At 68.5% G+C, this 15,896-nt stretch carries 17 protein-coding genes; 7 read left to right on the top strand and 10 right to left on the bottom strand.

All coding sequences use genetic code 11. From position 1 onward, the window contains the following. Positions 1-2 precede the first annotated feature (2 nt). Together CSW62_RS08725 and CSW62_RS08730 are read left to right on the top strand one after the other, a co-directional pair. Positions 3-1,163, top strand: a complete 1,161-nt coding sequence (locus tag CSW62_RS08725; protein ID WP_233206786.1) for a sensor histidine kinase — start codon at positions 3-5, stop codon at positions 1,161-1,163. After that, the gene (locus CSW62_RS08730; protein WP_099576893.1) at positions 1,160-1,765 is read left to right on the top strand and encodes a response regulator transcription factor; all 606 of its coding nucleotides are present in this window, start codon (positions 1,160-1,162) and stop codon (positions 1,763-1,765) included. The genes CSW62_RS08725 and CSW62_RS08730 overlap by 4 nt, the downstream gene beginning before the upstream one ends. Here the strand turns inward: CSW62_RS08730 and CSW62_RS08735 are convergent. Together CSW62_RS08735 and CSW62_RS08740 are read right to left on the bottom strand one after the other, a co-directional pair. Further along, positions 1,762-2,766: a flippase-like domain-containing protein gene (locus CSW62_RS08735; RefSeq protein WP_099576895.1), complete on the bottom strand. Its 1,005-nt coding sequence runs from the start codon at positions 2,764-2,766 to the stop codon at positions 1,762-1,764. The two genes, CSW62_RS08730 and CSW62_RS08735, sit on opposite strands and share 4 nt — an antisense overlap. Further along, positions 2,763-3,965: a glycosyltransferase family 1 protein gene (locus CSW62_RS08740; RefSeq protein ID WP_099576898.1), complete on the bottom strand. Its 1,203-nt coding sequence runs from the start codon at positions 3,963-3,965 to the stop codon at positions 2,763-2,765. The genes CSW62_RS08735 and CSW62_RS08740 overlap by 4 nt, the downstream gene beginning before the upstream one ends. A gap of 399 nt (positions 3,966-4,364) precedes the next feature. Between CSW62_RS08740 and CSW62_RS08745 the strand changes: the two genes are divergently transcribed. Further along, positions 4,365-5,129, top strand: coding sequence for an NTP transferase domain-containing protein (locus tag CSW62_RS08745; protein ID WP_099576900.1), 765 nt, complete (start codon positions 4,365-4,367; stop codon positions 5,127-5,129). Between the two features lie 104 nt (positions 5,130-5,233). Here the strand turns inward: CSW62_RS08745 and CSW62_RS08750 are convergent, their stop codons facing one another. From CSW62_RS08750 to CSW62_RS08770, 5 genes are read right to left on the bottom strand one after another with little or no spacing between them, the layout of a single operon-like run. Continuing rightward, complete coding sequence (locus CSW62_RS08750) at positions 5,234-6,082, bottom strand: nucleotidyltransferase family protein (RefSeq protein ID WP_099576902.1); 849 nt, start codon at positions 6,080-6,082, stop codon at positions 5,234-5,236. After that, on the bottom strand, positions 5,986-7,140 hold the full coding sequence (bcerS, locus tag CSW62_RS08755; protein ID WP_099576904.1) for a ceramide synthase: 1,155 nt from the start codon (positions 7,138-7,140) through the stop codon (positions 5,986-5,988). Before bcerS ends, CSW62_RS08750 begins: the two co-directional genes overlap by 97 nt. Further along, positions 7,140-8,201 carry an LptF/LptG family permease gene (locus CSW62_RS08760; RefSeq protein ID WP_099576906.1) on the bottom strand — a complete coding sequence of 354 codons (1,062 nt, stop codon included), beginning with the start codon at positions 8,199-8,201 and terminating at the stop codon, positions 7,140-7,142. The genes bcerS and CSW62_RS08760 overlap by 1 nt, the downstream gene beginning before the upstream one ends. Next, positions 8,198-9,418, bottom strand: a complete 1,221-nt coding sequence (locus CSW62_RS08765) for an LptF/LptG family permease (protein WP_099576908.1) — start codon at positions 9,416-9,418, stop codon at positions 8,198-8,200. Before CSW62_RS08765 ends, CSW62_RS08760 begins: the two co-directional genes overlap by 4 nt. Then, entirely contained in the window at positions 9,415-9,852 is a 438-nt protein-coding gene (locus tag CSW62_RS08770; protein ID WP_099576910.1) for an HIT family protein, read from the bottom strand. The genes CSW62_RS08765 and CSW62_RS08770 overlap by 4 nt, the downstream gene beginning before the upstream one ends. A gap of 62 nt (positions 9,853-9,914) precedes the next feature. Here CSW62_RS08770 and CSW62_RS08775 point away from each other — a divergent pair, with 62 nt between their 5' ends. Further along, the gene (locus CSW62_RS08775; RefSeq protein WP_099576912.1) at positions 9,915-10,412 is read left to right on the top strand and encodes a DUF2141 domain-containing protein; all 498 of its coding nucleotides are present in this window, start codon (positions 9,915-9,917) and stop codon (positions 10,410-10,412) included. On the opposite strand, the gene CSW62_RS08780 is transcribed toward CSW62_RS08775, so the two are convergent. Next, the gene (locus tag CSW62_RS08780) at positions 10,409-11,323 is read right to left on the bottom strand and encodes a metallophosphoesterase (protein ID WP_099576914.1); all 915 of its coding nucleotides are present in this window, start codon (positions 11,321-11,323) and stop codon (positions 10,409-10,411) included. The genes CSW62_RS08775 and CSW62_RS08780 overlap by 4 nt on opposite strands. Before the next feature lie 89 nt (positions 11,324-11,412). Between CSW62_RS08780 and CSW62_RS08785 the strand changes: the two genes are divergently transcribed. The 3 genes from CSW62_RS08785 to CSW62_RS08795 are packed head-to-tail and all read left to right on the top strand — an operon-like array spanning position 11,413 to position 14,329. After that, complete coding sequence (locus CSW62_RS08785; RefSeq protein ID WP_099576916.1) at positions 11,413-12,540, top strand: CDP-alcohol phosphatidyltransferase family protein; 1,128 nt, start codon at positions 11,413-11,415, stop codon at positions 12,538-12,540. Next, positions 12,459-13,451: a diacylglycerol kinase family protein gene (locus CSW62_RS08790; protein ID WP_369827442.1), complete on the top strand. Its 993-nt coding sequence runs from the start codon at positions 12,459-12,461 to the stop codon at positions 13,449-13,451. The genes CSW62_RS08785 and CSW62_RS08790 overlap by 82 nt, the downstream gene beginning before the upstream one ends. Further along, positions 13,448-14,329, top strand: a complete 882-nt coding sequence (locus tag CSW62_RS08795; protein ID WP_099576920.1) for a hypothetical protein — start codon at positions 13,448-13,450, stop codon at positions 14,327-14,329. Before CSW62_RS08790 ends, CSW62_RS08795 begins: the two co-directional genes overlap by 4 nt. A 60-nt stretch (positions 14,330-14,389) precedes the next feature. Here the strand turns inward: CSW62_RS08795 and spt are convergent, their stop codons facing one another. Both spt and CSW62_RS08805 read right to left on the bottom strand, forming a co-directional pair. Continuing rightward, a complete protein-coding gene (gene spt / locus CSW62_RS08800; RefSeq protein ID WP_099576922.1) occupies positions 14,390-15,604 on the bottom strand; it encodes a serine palmitoyltransferase in 1,215 nt (404 codons plus the stop codon). Between the two features lie 3 nt (positions 15,605-15,607). Beyond that, positions 15,608-15,859: an acyl carrier protein gene (locus CSW62_RS08805; RefSeq protein WP_013079816.1), complete on the bottom strand. Its 252-nt coding sequence runs from the start codon at positions 15,857-15,859 to the stop codon at positions 15,608-15,610. Positions 15,860-15,896 lie beyond the last annotated feature (37 nt).

Here is a 15,896-nt window from a genome sequence, read left to right on the forward strand (position 1 = left end):
CCGTGACGAGCCTGCCGCGCGACATCGCCGCCATGGATCAGGCAGCACGAAGCAAGGATGCGACCCCGGCGGCGACCGCTGGGGTCGGGATGCGGCGAAACGGAAGCCTGATCTTCCTCTCCTACCTGCCGTTCTACTTCATCTCCTGGCTCAATCGCCCGCCAGAGACGCTGGAGCTGGTCGCCTCGATCGCGGGCCTGCTGGTCTTTATCGGCCTGTTCTGGGCGATCTGGAAAAGGCGGGGCCGTCCGGTCCTGTGGCAGGTGCTGTCGATCTACGGGCTGGGCATGGTTCTCTCGCCGTTCCACGCCGGCTGGAGCGTCTACACGATCTACGCCATGTCGTTCGCCTCGCGCCTGCCGTCGCGGCGGATGTCGATCCGGGTGATGATCGCCCTGGAGATCGTGCTTCTGGCGGTGGGGCTGGTCTTCTATCGCCACGTCTGGCCGATCTGGGCCTCGGGCTTGTTGTTCGGCGGCATCACCGGCTTCGCCACCCTCATGCAGATGGACGTCGAGCGGAAGAACCAGGAACTGGCCGTCGCGCATGAGGAGGTCCGGGCCCTGGCGACGACGGCCGAACGCGAACGGATCTCCCGCGACCTGCACGACCTGTTGGGCCACACCCTAACCCTGGTGGCCGTGAAGGCCGAGCTGGCCGCGCGCCTGGTCAGCCGGGACGCCGAGGCCGCCGAGCGCGAGATGCAGGCCGTCGCCGCCGCCGCCCGAGAGGCGCTCTCCGAGGTGCGCACGGCGGTGGTCGGCATGAGAGGCGCCTCCCTGGCGTTCGAGATCGACAAGGCCCGCCAGGCGCTGGCCGCCGCCGACATCCAGGCCGAGATCTCGGCCCTGACCACTGACGGCTTTCCGGCGCAGGAGACCGTGCTGGCCATGGCTCTGCGCGAAGGGGTCACCAACGTCATCCGCCACGCCGGCGCCAAGCGTTGCGACATCACGCTGGCGCCCAGCGCCAAGGCGCTGACGCTCACCATCGCCGACGATGGTCCGGGTGCTGGTCGACTGGTCGAGGGTTCGGGTCTGAAGGGCATGCGCGCGCGCCTGGCGGCGATCGGCGGGGCGCTGGACATCAAGTCCGGCAAGACCGGGACCCGACTCGTCGCCACCGCGCCCCTGAGCAACGCCAATGGGGAGACCGTCTCGTGATCCGCGTCGTCATCGCCGAAGACCAGAAGATGGTGCTGGGCGCCCTCAGCGCCTTGCTCGAGATGGAGGGCGACATCCAGGTCGTCGGTCGCGCGCCCGACGGCGCCGTCGCCCTGGAACTTGTCAGGGCCGAGAAGCCGGACGTGTTGATCTCCGACATCGAGATGCCCAGCCTGACCGGCATCGACGTCGCCGCGCGGCTGAAGGCGGAGGGATCGGCGACCCGGGTGCTGATCGTCACCACCTTCGGTCGGCCCGGCTATCTACGTCGAGCCATGGACGCAGGGGTGAAGGGCTATCTCCTCAAGGACGGTCCCAGCAGCGTGTTGGCCGCGGCCGTCCGCACCGTCGCCGCTGGCGGCCGAGCCATCGCGCCCGAGCTGTCCGAGGCGGTGTGGGACGCCCAGCCCGATCCGCTGACCGACCGGGAGCGCGAGATCCTGCGCCTGGCCGAGGAAGGACGCTCGAACAAGGACATCGCCGACGTATTGGACCTCTCGCCCGGCACGGTCCGCAACTACCTGTCGGAAGCGGCCCAGAAGCTGGGCGCGGCCAACCGGGTCGAGGCTGGCCGGATCGCACGCTCCAACGGCTGGCTTTAGGCCGTCACGGGCTGGGGCTCGGGTTCGGCCGCCGGCGCGCGGGTCGTGCGCCACAGCACCAGGCCGATGACGCCCAGGGTCAGCTCACGCAGGCGGCGCAGCAGCGACAGGGCCAGGGCCTGGTCCGGCGTCAGGCCCAGCGCGCCGCCCAGCAGCAGATAGCCGCCTTCCTGCACGCCCAGGGCGCCGGGGATGGCGAAGCCGACGACCTTGGCCGTCTGGGCCAGGCCCTCGACGATCAGGGCTTGAAGCAGGGTGGGGTTGAGCCCCAGGGCCCACATCGAGACATAGGTCTCGAACGCTCCGGCGATCCAGGCGGCCATGTGCCAGGCCCAGGAGGCGAACAGGTTGCCGCGCTGGCGGCCGATGACGCGGAAGGCCTCGCCCAGTTCGCCAACCCGGCCGGCGATGGCGGTCCAGCGCTGAGAGAACTGTCCTAGCCGCCGATGCAGGCCCGTCCTCTGGACGAGGAAGGCGCTTGCGACGATGCCCATAACGATCGCGACCAGGGTCAGGCCCGCCTGGGCCAGGCGCGGGTCGTGCAGGGTGACCATCGCCACGATCAGGCTGGTCAGCACGAACAGCACTAGCCCTACGGTGCCGGCCAGCACGTCGACGATGCAGCTGGCGGTGGACTCCGCCAGGGTCAGGCCGTTGCGGGCCGACAGCTTGGCGCGCACGACGTCACCGCCGACCTGGGCTACCGGGAGCAGGGCGTTGACGGCTTCCTTGATCAGCCTGACGCGGAACAGGAAAGTCAGGGGCGGCCGTCGATCAGGCGGCAGCAGGACTTGCCAACTGACCGTGGCCAGAAAGGTGACGGGCAGGTGGGCGGCGATAACGATCACCGCCTGCCAGCCGACCTGGGCCAGGATCTCGCGCACCGCGCCGACGCCGTGCGTCGCCAGCAGGATCGCCAGCAGGGCGACCCCGATGGTCAGCAGCCAGCCCCGCCATGGCGAAGGCTTGGTCTTCGTCGCTCCCCCCGTATCGCTCGTCATGCGGCCGAGCGGGCTCGGCGATCGGCGGTGACGCCCAGTTCGCGATAGACCGCCAGCACCTCGGCGCAGATGGCGTTCCAGTCGTAGCGGGCGCTGGACTTGCGGGCGGCTCGGCCCAGGCGCACGCGGCGCAGGGGCTCGGAAATCAGGCTCTGGATCGCGGCGGCATAGGCCTCGGCGTCGGCGCGCGGGGTCAGGACGCCGTCCTGGCCGTCGGCGATCAGGGCGCTGGTGCTGGGCGCGCGCGGGCAGACCACGGCCAGGCCCGCGGCCATGCCCTCCAGGCTGGCGTTGCCGAAGGCTTCCGTCAGGCTGGGGTTGAACAGAATGTCGGCGCTGGACACCGCGCGGCCCAGTTCGGCGCCGTCCAGGTGGCCGGTCAGGATGGCCTCGGGCAGGCGTCCCTCCACGAAGGCGCGGGCGGGGCCTTCGCCGATGATCAGGGGGCGGATCGGTTGGCCGCGGAGGCGGACCAGGGTCTCGGCGAGAACGTCCAGGCCCTTCTCCATGACCAGACGGCCCAGGAACGCCACGACGATCTCGTTGTCGCCGATGCCCATCGACCGGCGCCAGTCCATGTCGCGCTTGGTCGGCGAAAAGCGATCGCGGTCAACGCCGCGACCCCAGACGCGCACGCGCTCGCCCAGCCCCTGCTCGCGCAGCAGGTCGGCGATCGGCGCATTGGGCGCCAGCACGCGGTCGCAGCCGCGATAGAACCTGTCCAGATAGCGTTCGGCGCTGGGGCGCAGCCAGTCGAGACCGTAGTAGGAGAGATAGGTCTCGAACCGGGTGTGCAGGCTGGCCACTACGGGCAGGCCCATCTTGCGGCCCCACTTGCCGGCCTGATTGCCCAGCAGGTCGGGCGCGGAGAGGTGGACAGCGGTCGGGTGGAAATCGGCCAGGTCGGCGCGCAGCGCTCGGTTCAGGCCCAGGGCCAGTCGGTATTCGCCTCGCCCAGGGATCGCGACCGAAGGCGCGGACACCAGTTCGCCGGCCGGCTCGAAGGCCGGTGTGTCGGTGGTGGGCGAGTAGACGCGAACGGTCGCGCCCTGGCTGATCAGGTAGGCGGCGAGGCGATTGAGGGCCTGGTTCGAGCCATCGCGCGTGTAATTGTAGTTCCCGGAGAACAACGCCAGACGCAGGCCCTCGGCGGGATTTTCTTCTGCGGGCTGATGAAAGTTTCTTTCCGCGAGCAGCACGACGCCTCCGTTACGTTACATCGCCGAGCCCCCGCCCATCTCGAGTATGACAATGGCCATATGGTGGAATGGTTCAGTTTGCGAAAGGGGCGCTTCTGTCGGCGAGTGGACAATCTTCAGGTCAAGCTGAACGCAAGCTGAACCATGAGGCGCGTCGCGCGCGCGGCCTGTGGGCGCGACCCGACCGTCACCGATCACCCGTCACCCGTTTGACGCGGTTTGCGAAAAAGCACGGGGAGGGGTTGCGCCGCGACGTCATGACGGGTTTTTGGCGGGCCGAGCGCACTTGCCGTTAGGGGAGTTCGTGCTCAGTTATGCGCCCGTGGCCGCGAGGTGGGCGGTCCAGCGATTCCTAGAGGGGCCAAGCCGCCCCCATTTCCAGCGAGATCTCGAAACGTCATGCAGCCGGTCAAGACCCTTATTCTCAGCGCCGGTCAGGGCAAGCGCCTTTCGCCCCTGACCGACGACCGGCCCAAGTGCCTGGTCGAGCTGGCCGGCCGCACCGTTCTGGAGTGGCAACTGCGTCACCTGCATCAGGCGGGCGTCACCGAGGCGGTGGTCGTCACCGGCTTCCGCGCCGATCTCGTCGAGGCCGAGGTCGCGCGCCTGCGGTTCCCGGGCATGAGCGTTCGCACGCTCTACAACCCCTTCTACAGCGTGACCGACAACCTCGCGACCTGCTGGCTGGCGCGTGAGGAGATGCGCGGCGGCCCGTTCATGATCCTCAACGGCGACACCCTGTTCGAGCCGGCCATCGCCGAACGCCTGATCAGCGCGCCGGCCGGCCCGATCACCGTGACGGTCGATCGCAAGGACGACGGCGTCTACGATAGCGACGACATGAAGGTGCTGACCGAAGGCGACGCCCTGCGCGCCATCGGCAAGACCATCACCGAGTACGACGCGGAATCGATCGGCTTCCTGCGCTTCGACGCCGAGGGCTCGGCCCTGTTCATCGAGACGCTGGAAAAGATCATGCGCACGCCGGAAGGCCTGAAGCGCTGGTACCTCAGCGTCATCAACGAGATCGCCCAGGCCCACGACGTGGTCCGCGTGCGCTCGATCCAGGGCCTGGATTGGGCCGAGATGGATTTCCCGGAAGACCTGGTCCACAACCGCGCGCTGACCGCCGAGTGGGCGGCGAAGGAAGCCGAAGTGGTCTGAGAGCGCCGTCCTCGTCCTTCGACAAGCTCAGGATGAGGACTACTTTTTGCGGCGGTTCATTAGAAACCTCACCCTGAGCTTGTCGAAGGGCGAGGTTTCGCTGTTCAGGTCTCGCCCACCAGCTCCCGCACCAGATCCAGATCCGACGGCTTGTCGACGTCGATCGCCGCCAGGCCGTCGTGGGCGCGGACGGCGGCGGCCTTGACCTTGGCCAGCTTGCCCAGCCTCAGCACGGCCTCGTCCAGGGTCAGCCCGTTCAGCAGATAGCGGATCAGGAAGCTGGGGCCTAGCATTGCGGCGATCTTCCAGGGCTGCTTGCGCATGGCCTCGACCTTGCGCCAGACGTGGACGACGTTGAGGGCGTTCTCGTTGCGCAACAGGAAGAGGTTGCAGCCCGAATAGCGGCCGTCCTGGAAGCGCAGATAGGTCCGCTTGGTCTGCGGCGCGGCGGCCTGAACGCGGTCCTCGGCCGCCAGCAGCACGGCGACGTCGGCCCAGTCGGGCGTGTCGGCCAGGAACTGGGTGATCCACTCGGGCTTCAGCAAGGCGTGGTCGACCGTGGTCACCACCAGCGGAAAGCCCAGCTGATGCGTCGCGTTCTCGACGCTCTGGCTGGGGCCCGAGGCGGTGGGCAGCACCACGACCTTGGCGTCGGCCAGGGCCGCCTTGATCGCCTCGTCATTGGCCGCGACGCCGACCATCTCTGGTCCAGCGGCCTCGACCGCAGCCAGCACGCGGCTGAGAAGGGTCTTGCCCTCCAGCGTGATCAGCGCCTTGTGGCCCACGCCGGCATAGGCGGCGACAGGATCGACCTCGCCGCCGCGCGACCCGGCCAGGACCAGGACCTTGAACGGGTTCAAAGGGCCTTCTCGTAGACGCGGTAGGTCTTGTAGTGCGTGCCGCCGACGTTCTCGGCGATGTGGGTCATGGCCTTGTTGGCTTCCAGCACCCAAGAGATCTCGTAGCGATTGTAGCCGAGGCTCATCGCCATATCGCGGCTGGCCTTCATCAGCCAGAACGGCAACATGCGGCCGCGCTGGGTGGACGAGAACTTCTTCTTCACGCCCATCAGCGGGATGCGCGCCGACTTCACGCCCTTGACCTTCAGCCGCCACAGCAGCTTGGCCCAGCCGAAGGGCAGCAGCTTGCCGCCCAGGTCGGCGATGGCCTCGTTGACGTTGGGCAGGAAGACCACGACGCCGGCGGCCTCGCCGTCGATCTCGGCGAACCAGATCAGGCGCTTGTCGATCACCTGCTTGAGCGCCTTGCCCAGCTGGGCGGTCTCGGCCTCGGTCGTCGGGGTGAAGCCCCAGTTGTCCGACCAGGCGTCGTTGAGGATGTCCGTCAAAGTCTGGACCTCGGCGTCATAGCGCTTCATGTCCAGCTGACGCAGAATCACGCCCGCGGGCAGGCCGCGCTTGACCCGGCGCTGGGCGATCTCGGGAATATCGCCGCTCTCGTCGGCGCGATAGGCGAACAGATCCTGGGCCTTGGCGTAGCCCTGCTCCTCGACGCGCTTGCCGGCATAGACCGGGTCGTGACCCATCAGGATCATCGGCGGCGTGTCGAAGCCCTCGACCAGCAGGCCGACTTCTTCGTTGATCGACAGGTTGAACGGGCCGACCACGTGGGTGCGGCCGCGCGCGCGCAGCCAGTCCTCGGCGGCGCGGAACAGCACCTGGAACACCGCGGCGTCATCCTCGGCGGCGATCATGCCGAAGTGTCCGTCCAGGCGGCCCGGCGTCGGCTGCGGCGTCAGGTGGTCGATCTGGGCGCTGATCCTGCCCACGTCGCGGCCGCCCCGCGTGGCCAGGAACAGCTGCACCTCGGCATGGGCGAAGAAGGGGTTGGTCTTCGGCGTCAGGGCGTCGGTGCGCTCCATGAACAGCGGCGTGATCCAGTTCGGATCCTTGGCGTTCAGGCGGGCGGGCAGGGCGATGAATCGCTTCAGCTCCTGCGCCGTCTTGACCGGTATGACCGTGAGGTCGGCGTTCGCGGAGTCGAAAGGCATCACCCCTCCAGGGCCAGGAATGCGCGGATGGCGAGGGCGCCGAAGATCGCGGGAGCGGCCCAGACGGCCAGGAACGGGGCCAGGGCGCCGGATTCGCCCAGGGCGGTCAGCATGCCGTTGGCCACCAGGAAGAACAGGCCGGCGCCCAGGCCGGTCGTCAGCAGCACAGCCCCCTGGCCGCTGCGGAAGTTGGCCAGCGCCACGGGCGCGCTGAGCAACAGCATGACCAGCGCCACGAACGGGCCGGCGAACGCCGCGTGGAAGTGGGTGCGATAGAAGCTCTCGGGGCGGTCGGAGCCGCCGTTCTCCAGCGCGCGGCGGGCCGAGGCGGCGGTGGGCACCGCATCGTCGCCGAACAGGCTCTGGACGTCTCGCGGCTTCAGCGCGGCGGGCCAGGTCGTCGAGGCGGCGGTCGAACTCTGGGCCAGGTCGCCGGTGAAGCGGGTGGTCTTCGGCTGTTCCAGGGTCCAGCGATGGTCGACATAGAGCGCCTTCTGGGCCTCGACCTTCTCTACCAGTATGCCCTTGGGGTCGCGACGGAAGATCGTGACGTTGTCGATCTCACGCCCGTCGGCGGTGGCCGTGGCGCCGATGACGAGGTCGGCGCCGGCGCGGAAGGTGCGGGGGGGCGGGACCTTGCGCTCAGCCACGGGCGTCGTGTTCTTCCACCAGTCGGCCAGGGCCGGGTCGGCGCGTGGGGCCAGGTACTGGCCGCACAGGGCGTCCAGCAGCATGACGAAGACGGCGGCTGGCATGGCCATGCCGATGATGCGATAGCCGGATATGCCGGTGGCGCGCATGGCGACGATGGCGCTCTCGCGGGCCAGCCCCGAAAAGGCGAACAGGCCGCCGGCCAGCACGGCGATCGGCGCGACCTGCTCGAACAGGCGCGGCAGGCGCATGAAGGCGTAATAGGCCACGCCCGCCATGCCCAGGCCCCGGTCGAGGATGTCGCCGGTCACGTCCAGCAGATCCAGGATCTGCAGGATGGACATCAGGATCAGGGCCGCGCCGAGGATCCGGGTGGCGACCGTCTTCAGGACGTAGAGCTGCAGCATCATGCGGCTTGTCGCTTCTTCGGCAGGGGCAGGGCGTGGATCACGTGGGTGACCACCTTGTTGATGCGGCGCACCGTGCGTGAGACCGGCGTGTCGCCCGGACGGGTGCGGCTGCCCATGAACAGCCAGACGCCGAGCCCCGCGAAAATCGCGAACGGAACCCAGATGGCTGGGATGGTCGGAAGTTTGCCGGACGAGGCCATGCTCTGGCCCAGCAGCAGCGAGTGCTGGAAGGCCAGCAGCAGGATGCCCGCCATGATGAGCCCAGGGGCGCGATTGCCGCGCTTGGAGGCCAGGCCCAGCGGGAAGGCCAGCATCGGCAGGAACGGCAGGAACGCCGCGCGGGCCAGTCGGCCATAGAGTTCGCTGAGCAGCGTGGCCTTGGGAACGACCGGATTGGGCAGTTTGGACTGGCGGTAGAGCTCGCCCAGGGTCAACTCGCGCTCATCGCCGCCGCGCGCCCGCAGCAGCACGGCCGCGGCGCTCAAGGGGGTCTGGGTGGTCAGGCTGCCGAAAGCCAGGTTGCGGTATTCCCCAGCGGAGTCGCGCGCGATGCGGCGGCCGCTCTTCAGGTTCATGGTGATGGTCTTGCCGCCCGGATCCATCTTCAGGTCGGCCGAGGCGGCGGTGATGATTTCCTCATGGCCGCGCGCGTCCATGCGCCGGATGAAGACCCGGGTCAGGCGCTGACCGGTTAGATCGGCGCTGTCGGCGGTCAGCAGCGAGCCCTTGTCGTCGATGAAGGCCCCGCCCGCCAGGCGACCGTTCCAGCCGGCGTTGATCGCCGCGTGCATGACGGCGCGATAGGCGTAGCGGCTGTAGGGCTGCATATAGCCAAACACGATCAGGCTGAAGATGCTGAGGAACAGGCCCACGGCCAGGAACGGGGCGGCGATGCGCTCCAGCGACTGGCCGCTGGCGAGCAGAGCGTCGATCTCGGAGCCGTCCGACAGTTTGGTGATGACGATGAACAGGGCCACGAAGAACGCGACCGGCAGGGCCAGGCCCAGATAGTGCGGCACCAGATTGGCGGCCAGCTGGGCGACGTAGCCGAAGCGGGCGCTGCTCTGCGACAGCGAGTCCAGCAGGCGAAGGACGCGCTCCAGCAAAAGGGCCACGACCGTGACGCCCAGGCATCCGACCAGCGGCCAGAACAGCAGGCGCAGCAGATAGCGGTCGATCAGGCTCACCGGGCCTACGGTCAGCTCTTTCGCGCTCACGCCTGGACCCAGGCTTGAGCGAAGCGTTGCGCCAGGCGCTCGACGCCCTCGGCCGACAGCTCGACGGCGGCGCCCAGGGCCGGGGCGGCGGGCCAGCCGGCGTCGGGGAAGCTCGCACCCTCATGCTCGCGCGCGCCCTCGTAGCGGGGCAGCACGTGGAAGTGGACGTCTTTGTCGACCATCATCAGCATCAGGTAGTTGATCTTCTCGTAGTCGACTTGCGCCTTCAGCAGGCGTTCAATGCCGGCCACCGCGACCTGCAGGTCGGCGAAGGCGGCGGGACTCACCTCGGAGAACGCCTGGACCGTTTCCTTGCACACCAGGACCAAAGACCCAAATGTCGGTTGCTTCGGACGGAGGAGAATCAGCCAGTGATCGGTCTCCGCGATCTTGGAGCCGGGGTAGCCGAACGCCAGAGCTGTAGGATTGGTCATGACAAAGCCGGAACTTCAGGCTGATTTCGCCTGCACGTAACAATAGGGATGCGGCCTTTTAGATGAAAGCATGTTCCGTTCTTGTCGGCGCGATGGTGTTGGCGTCCGCGACGGCGGGGATCGCCCGGGCCGAAGGCGTGGCCCGCCCCCTGACGGACAAGGAGTGCGTCGGTCGCAAGAGCGGCACGCGCCTGAACGTGCAGGTCGGCGCGCTGCGTTCGAACGCCGGCGAGGTGGTGATCACGGTCTATCCAGGCGACCCGACCCGCTTCCTGGCCCCGCGCGGCAAAGTGGAGCGGGCGCGGGTCAAGACCTCGGCGCCGATGAGCCAAGCCTGCTTCTGGCTGCCGTCGCCCAGCGACGCCTATGCGGTGGAGGTCTATCACGACGCCAACGCCAACAAGGATCTCGACCGCGGCCCGCAGGGCATGCCGCTGGAAGGCTACGGCTATTCGAACGATGCGCCGACCAGGTTCGCGTTCCCGTCGTTCGACTCCGTGCGGTTCGGCGTGAAACCGGGCGAGACCACGATCCGGGTCAAGGTGCGCTACCCGCGCTAAACGACGTCGGCCAGGCTGTAGCGGCCGAGCTCTGACAGACCTTCTTGAGCAGCCTCGACGCCCCGCACGACGATGCGAGCGCTGTGGCCGCCGTTTGGCCTGGTCTCGATTTCGATCACATGCCAGCGGGCGGGGGAATGGCCCCGCCGCCCAGACGAGGCCGAGGGGACGCCCAGCACCGGGATCGCCGTCCCGTTCGGTCCGGGGACCGAGCCTACGAGGGACTCGTGGGCATGGCCGTGCAGCACCAGGTCGGCGCCGTGCCTGGCCAGCACCGCGCGCAAGGCCTCCTGGTCGTCCAGCGACTTGCGCTTCGACACCGCGCCCTTCTGCGGCGGGTGGTGCAGGACGACGAGGCGGAAGAGGTCCCTGTAGGCCGGATCGGCCAGGGCGGCGTCCAGGCGCTGCAGTTGCGCCTCGCCCAGGCGGCCCGTGGCCAGATGCGGGGCGGTCGGGACGGCCGAGCACAGGTTGAAGATCGCCACGGGGCCGCGCAGGCGGACCTGCGGAAAGTGGGCCTCGCCCGCGTCGCCCAGCCAGGGCGTCCAGGGCGCGAAGCGTTCATCGCCGCCCGCGCCGGCTCTGCCCTTGTCGGAGAGCGCGTCGTGATTGCCGGGGCTGACGGTGCAGGCGCTGGAGGGACCCAACGATTCCAGCCACTTCGTCGCCGCAGCGATCTCCGTATGCGAAGCAAAGTTGGTGAGATCGCCGCTGATCACCACATGATCGGGGCCGGCGGCCTTCAGGTCGGCGACCAGGGCCGCCAGCACTTCGGGCTGGTGGACCTTGCGCTTCTTGCGCCAGGCGATGCGGCTCAGCAGCCGCTTGGTGAACACGTCCTTCCATCCGAACGCGCCTCGCGGCGGCGGAAGGTGGGGGTCGGAGAGGTGAGCGATGCGATATATGGGCAAGACAGTTCGGGTCGTTCTGGTCGAAGCAGCCGAAGCTGCTTATCAATCGGCGCGGGTTTCAAGGGGTATATCTGTCTTTGGCTGGTGAAATGCAAAACCCCGCGCCTGCGGGACCTCGGGCTCTGAGCGTTGGCGAGAGCGGCGCGCGCATCTGGGGCATGACCTCGCGCGAGCGCCTGTCGCGCATCTATCGTCGCCTGGGCCTAGTCGAGACGCCTGCCGTCGACCTGTCGAACGCCGTGGTGGCGGTCGACGCCGGCTGGGTGTTCGACGAGTCGCTGATCAAGGCTCTGGCGGGCCGCGAGGGCGCGGTGCTGGTCGATGACTCCGGTCGCGCGGTGGCCGTCCATGCGCCGGCCGAGCTGGGCTACGCGGCCAGCGAAGCGCTGGCGGCGGGGCAGGATCCCTCTGGCCTGGATCCGCGTCTGACGCGCCTGACCGCGCTGGAGCTGGGCTCGGCCTATAACAGCGCCCTGCGCAAGCGCGAGCCGCCGGTGCTGGAGCGGCTGACGCCGGAGACCGTGCGCGCCGTCGAAAAACGCCTGTTCCAGGGGTCGTACAAGGGCGTCACCGACCTCGTCACCAAGTATGTCTGGCCCGCGCCGGCCCGGGTCGTCACCCGCTGGTGCGCCCTGGCGAAGATGACGCCGAACCAGGTGACCGGCATCGGCTTCCTGCTCGTGCTGACGGCCATGTACCTGTTCTGGACCGGCCACTTCGGCTGGGGCCTGGTCTGCGCCTGGATCATGACCTTCCTCGACACGGTCGACGGCAAGCTGGCCCGTGTGACGCTGACCTCGTCCAAGTGGGGCAATGTCTTCGACCATGGCATCGACCTGCTGCACCCGCCGTTCTGGTGGTGGGCCTGGTTCGTCGGCGTCTACGCGGTCGGCCAGGAGATCCCGTACGCGGGCCTGAGCCTGGCTATCGTCATCGCCGGCTATGTTCTGCAGCGCGTGGAGGAGGGGATCTTCCTGGCCCTCTTCAAGCTGGAAGTGCACGCTTGGCGGCCGTTCGACAGCTTCTTCCGTCTGATCACGGCGCGCCGGAACCCGAACCTGATCCTCTTGACGGCCTGCGCCCTGGTGGGCCGGCCGGACATCGGCTTCACCTTGGTGGCTATCTGGACCGCGGTGTGCTTGATCGTGCACGCCGTCCAGATTCTACAGGGTCTGGCCGCACCGAGGGGCTCAATCCAGTCTTGGCTGTCGAAATGACGCGCATCGGGGTTGTTCGCAATCCAAAGAGCCACGGCAATCGGGAGCATCCGCCCGGTCCGCCGCCCGCGGGCGTGCGGCTGGTCGAGCCCCTTGGCCGCGACGCCCTGAGAGCCGATCTCGAGGCCTTCGCCCGCGAGGGCCTGGACCTGCTGATCATCGACGGCGGCGACGGCACGGTGCGCGACGTCATCAGCCTGCTGCCGCACACCTTCGGCGAGAACCTGCCCCTGCTGGCCGTGTTGCCGTCGGGCAAGACCAACGTTCTGGCCATCGACCTCGGCGCGCCCAATGACTGGCGGCTCGAAGAGGTTCTGATCGCCGCCCGCCAGGCCGATCCGCGCATCAAGGAGCGGCCGCCGCTGCGGGTCAGCTGGGCCGACGGTCGGCCGTGCCTGCAAGGCTTCTTCTTCGGCGTCGGGGCCATGGTGAAGGCCACGAACCTGGCCCAAAAGGCCCACAAGGTCGGCTTTTTCCATAACCTGGCCGTCGCCGTGACCATCCTGACCGCGGCCGGGGGCGCGCTGTTCGGCGGGGCCAAGGACGAGTGGCGCGAAGGCGTGACGGCCAGGCTGGCCATCGACGGCCAAGACCAGCCCGGCGACGAACGCTTCGCCATCGTGGCGACGGCGCTGAAGCGCCTGCCGTTCGGTCTTAAGCCCTTCGGCCCGCCGCGCGAGGGCTTCAAGCTGCTGGACGTCGACGCGCCGCCGCGCCGCCTGCTGAAGGCGCTGCCGATGGTGCTGAGCGGCAGGGCCGAGCCGGCCCTGGAAGGCTTGGGCTATCGCCGTCGCAACCCGCGCCATATCGCCTTGGCCGGCGGCGCGCCGTTCGTGCTGGACGGCGAAGTCTATGAGGGCGGCGACCTGACCATCGGCCTGGGGCCGTCCTTGCGATTCCTCGTCGGATGAGCAGCCTTCGCGACCTCGTCGCGGCCGAGCTGTCCACGCCGACCCCCGCGCCGATCACCGCCTTCGCCGAGCACCTGACGACGCTCTTTCCCAGCGCCCAGGCGGTGCTGTTCTACGGCTCGATCCTGAGGACGGGTGACCTGTCTGGCGTGCTCGACTACTACGTCCTGACCGAGCGGCCGCCGGCCGGCTGGCGGGGGTTTTTCACGCGCATCCTGTGGCCGGATGTCAGCTACCACGAGCTGGAACACGAGGGGCAGGTCCTGCGGGCCAAGGTCGCGTCCATGACCCTGGCGCAGTTCCAGCACGCCGCTAGCGGGGCAGGGGTGGACACCACCATCTGGGCCCGGTTCGTGCAGCCTTGCGCGCTGATCTGGGCCGCACAGGACGCCCGCGAGGCGGTGGTCGACGCCGTGACCGACGCCTGCCGCACGGCCGCCCGCTTCGCTCAGGCCCTCGGCCCTGTTGGCGCGACGCCGAACGCGCTTTGGACCGCGCTGTTTCGCGAGACCTATAAGGCCGAGCTGCGGGTCGAGAAGGCTGGCCGCGAGGTCTCGATCCTGACCTTCGACCCTCGACGCTACGACCACGTCATGGAAGCCGTATGGCATGACGAGGGGAGGGCGATGGGCGAGGCCGAGCGGATCGGCGTGCGCCGGGCTTGGCGGCCGCGCAAGCTGCTGGGCAAGCCGCTGAACGTCGCGCGGCTGATGAAGGCCTCCTTCACCTTCCAGGGCGCGGCCCGCTACGCCGCCTGGAAGATCGAGCGCCACACCGGCGTCGCCGTCGAGATCACGCCGTGGCGTGAGCGCCATCCGATCCTGGCCGCGCCGGGGGTGTTGCTGCGGGTCTGGAAGAGCCGTCGTCGGGCGACCTAGGCCGCAAACAAAAACGCCCGGGCTCGAGCCCGGGCGCCTTCGTTCAGCGATGCGGCAATCTTAGGCGCGAGCGCGCTTCAGGGGCTCGATGACGCCCAGGGCCGCGCCGATTTCGGCGAAGGCGCTGAGGACGGCGTCGATCTGCTCGTCGGTGTGCGCGGCGCTGACGCTGGCGCGCAGCAGCGGACGGCTGTCCGGCGTGGCGGGCGGCAGGGCCAGGTTCAGGTAGACGCCGGCCTGCAGCAGGCCGTTCCACATGGCGATGGCGCGTTCCTGGTCCGGGATGGTCGTGGCGACCACCGGGCTGGCCGTCGGGCCGGTGTGGAAGCCCATCGCGGTCAGGCCGTCGTAAAGGCGCTTGGCGTTGTGGTTCAGGCGGTCGCGCAGCTCGGGCTGCTCGATCATGCGACGCAGGGCGGTGATGGTCGAGGCGACTACGGCCGGCGGCAGCGAGGCGGTGAACATGTAGGGACGGCAGACGACGCGCATGACGTCGAAGTCGTCCATGTCCGAGACGCAGAAGCCGCCGATGGCGCCCAGGCTCTTGGAGAAGGTGCCGACGATGAAGTCGACATCCTCTTCCACGCCGGCCGCTTCGGCCAGGCCGCGACCGGTGGCGCCCAGGACGCCCATCGAGTGGGCTTCGTCGACCAGCAGGTAGCCGCCCAGCTCGCGCTTCACGGCGGCGATTTCCTTCAGCGGCGCGACGTCGCCGATCATCGAATAGACGCCCTCGACCACGATCAGGCGCTCGCCCGGCGCATCGCCCAGGCGGCGCAGGCGCTTGGCCAGATCCTCGGGGTCGTTGTGGCGGAAGCGGATGACCTCGGCGTGGCCCAGACGCGAGCCGTCGTAGATCGAGGCATGGCTGTCGGCGTCGAGGATCAGGTGGTCGCCGCGGCCGACCAGGGTCGACAGCACACCTAGATTGGCCTGATAGCCGGTCGTGAAGACCATGGCGTGCTTGCGGCCGTAGAACTTGGCCAGTTCCTGCTCGAGCTCGACGTGCGCCTCGAACGAACCGTTGGCGATGCGGGAACCGGTGGTGCCCGTGCCGCGTTCCTGCACAGCTTTGACCGACGCGGCGATCGCCTCCTCGTCGAAGGTCAGGCCCAGATAGTTGTTGGTGCCCAGCAGGATCGTCGGACGCCCCTCGACGACCCCCTCGGTCGGCGACGTCACGGCGTCGAAGCGAACCTTGAACGGGTCGGCGCCGGCGCTCTGGATGGCCTTGTACGCATCGCGATAGGCCAGGTGCTTATCGAATAGCCCCATTAGTTAAGCCCTAGTCCGGAGATCGTTGATCAGTTTGGAAAGATCGCCAGCGGTCTCGACGGAGGCCAGGCGATCAAGAGGAATGGAGATGTCGAAGGTGTCTTCGAGCTCCATGATGATGTTCATCAGGGCCAGGGAATCCACGGCGAGGTCGCGGCCGATATGCGACTCTGCACGAACCTCAACGGGCCGTCCCAGAACCTTGCTCGCCGCCACCCCGATCTCGCGCAAGCTGAGATCCGTAACCGTTTCCATTCTAAACCAAACCTCCGGGAGCCCCACCCGTGACACT

This window comes from Caulobacter sp. FWC2 (assembly GCF_002742625.1).
Lineage (GTDB): Bacteria > Pseudomonadota > Alphaproteobacteria > Caulobacterales > Caulobacteraceae > Caulobacter.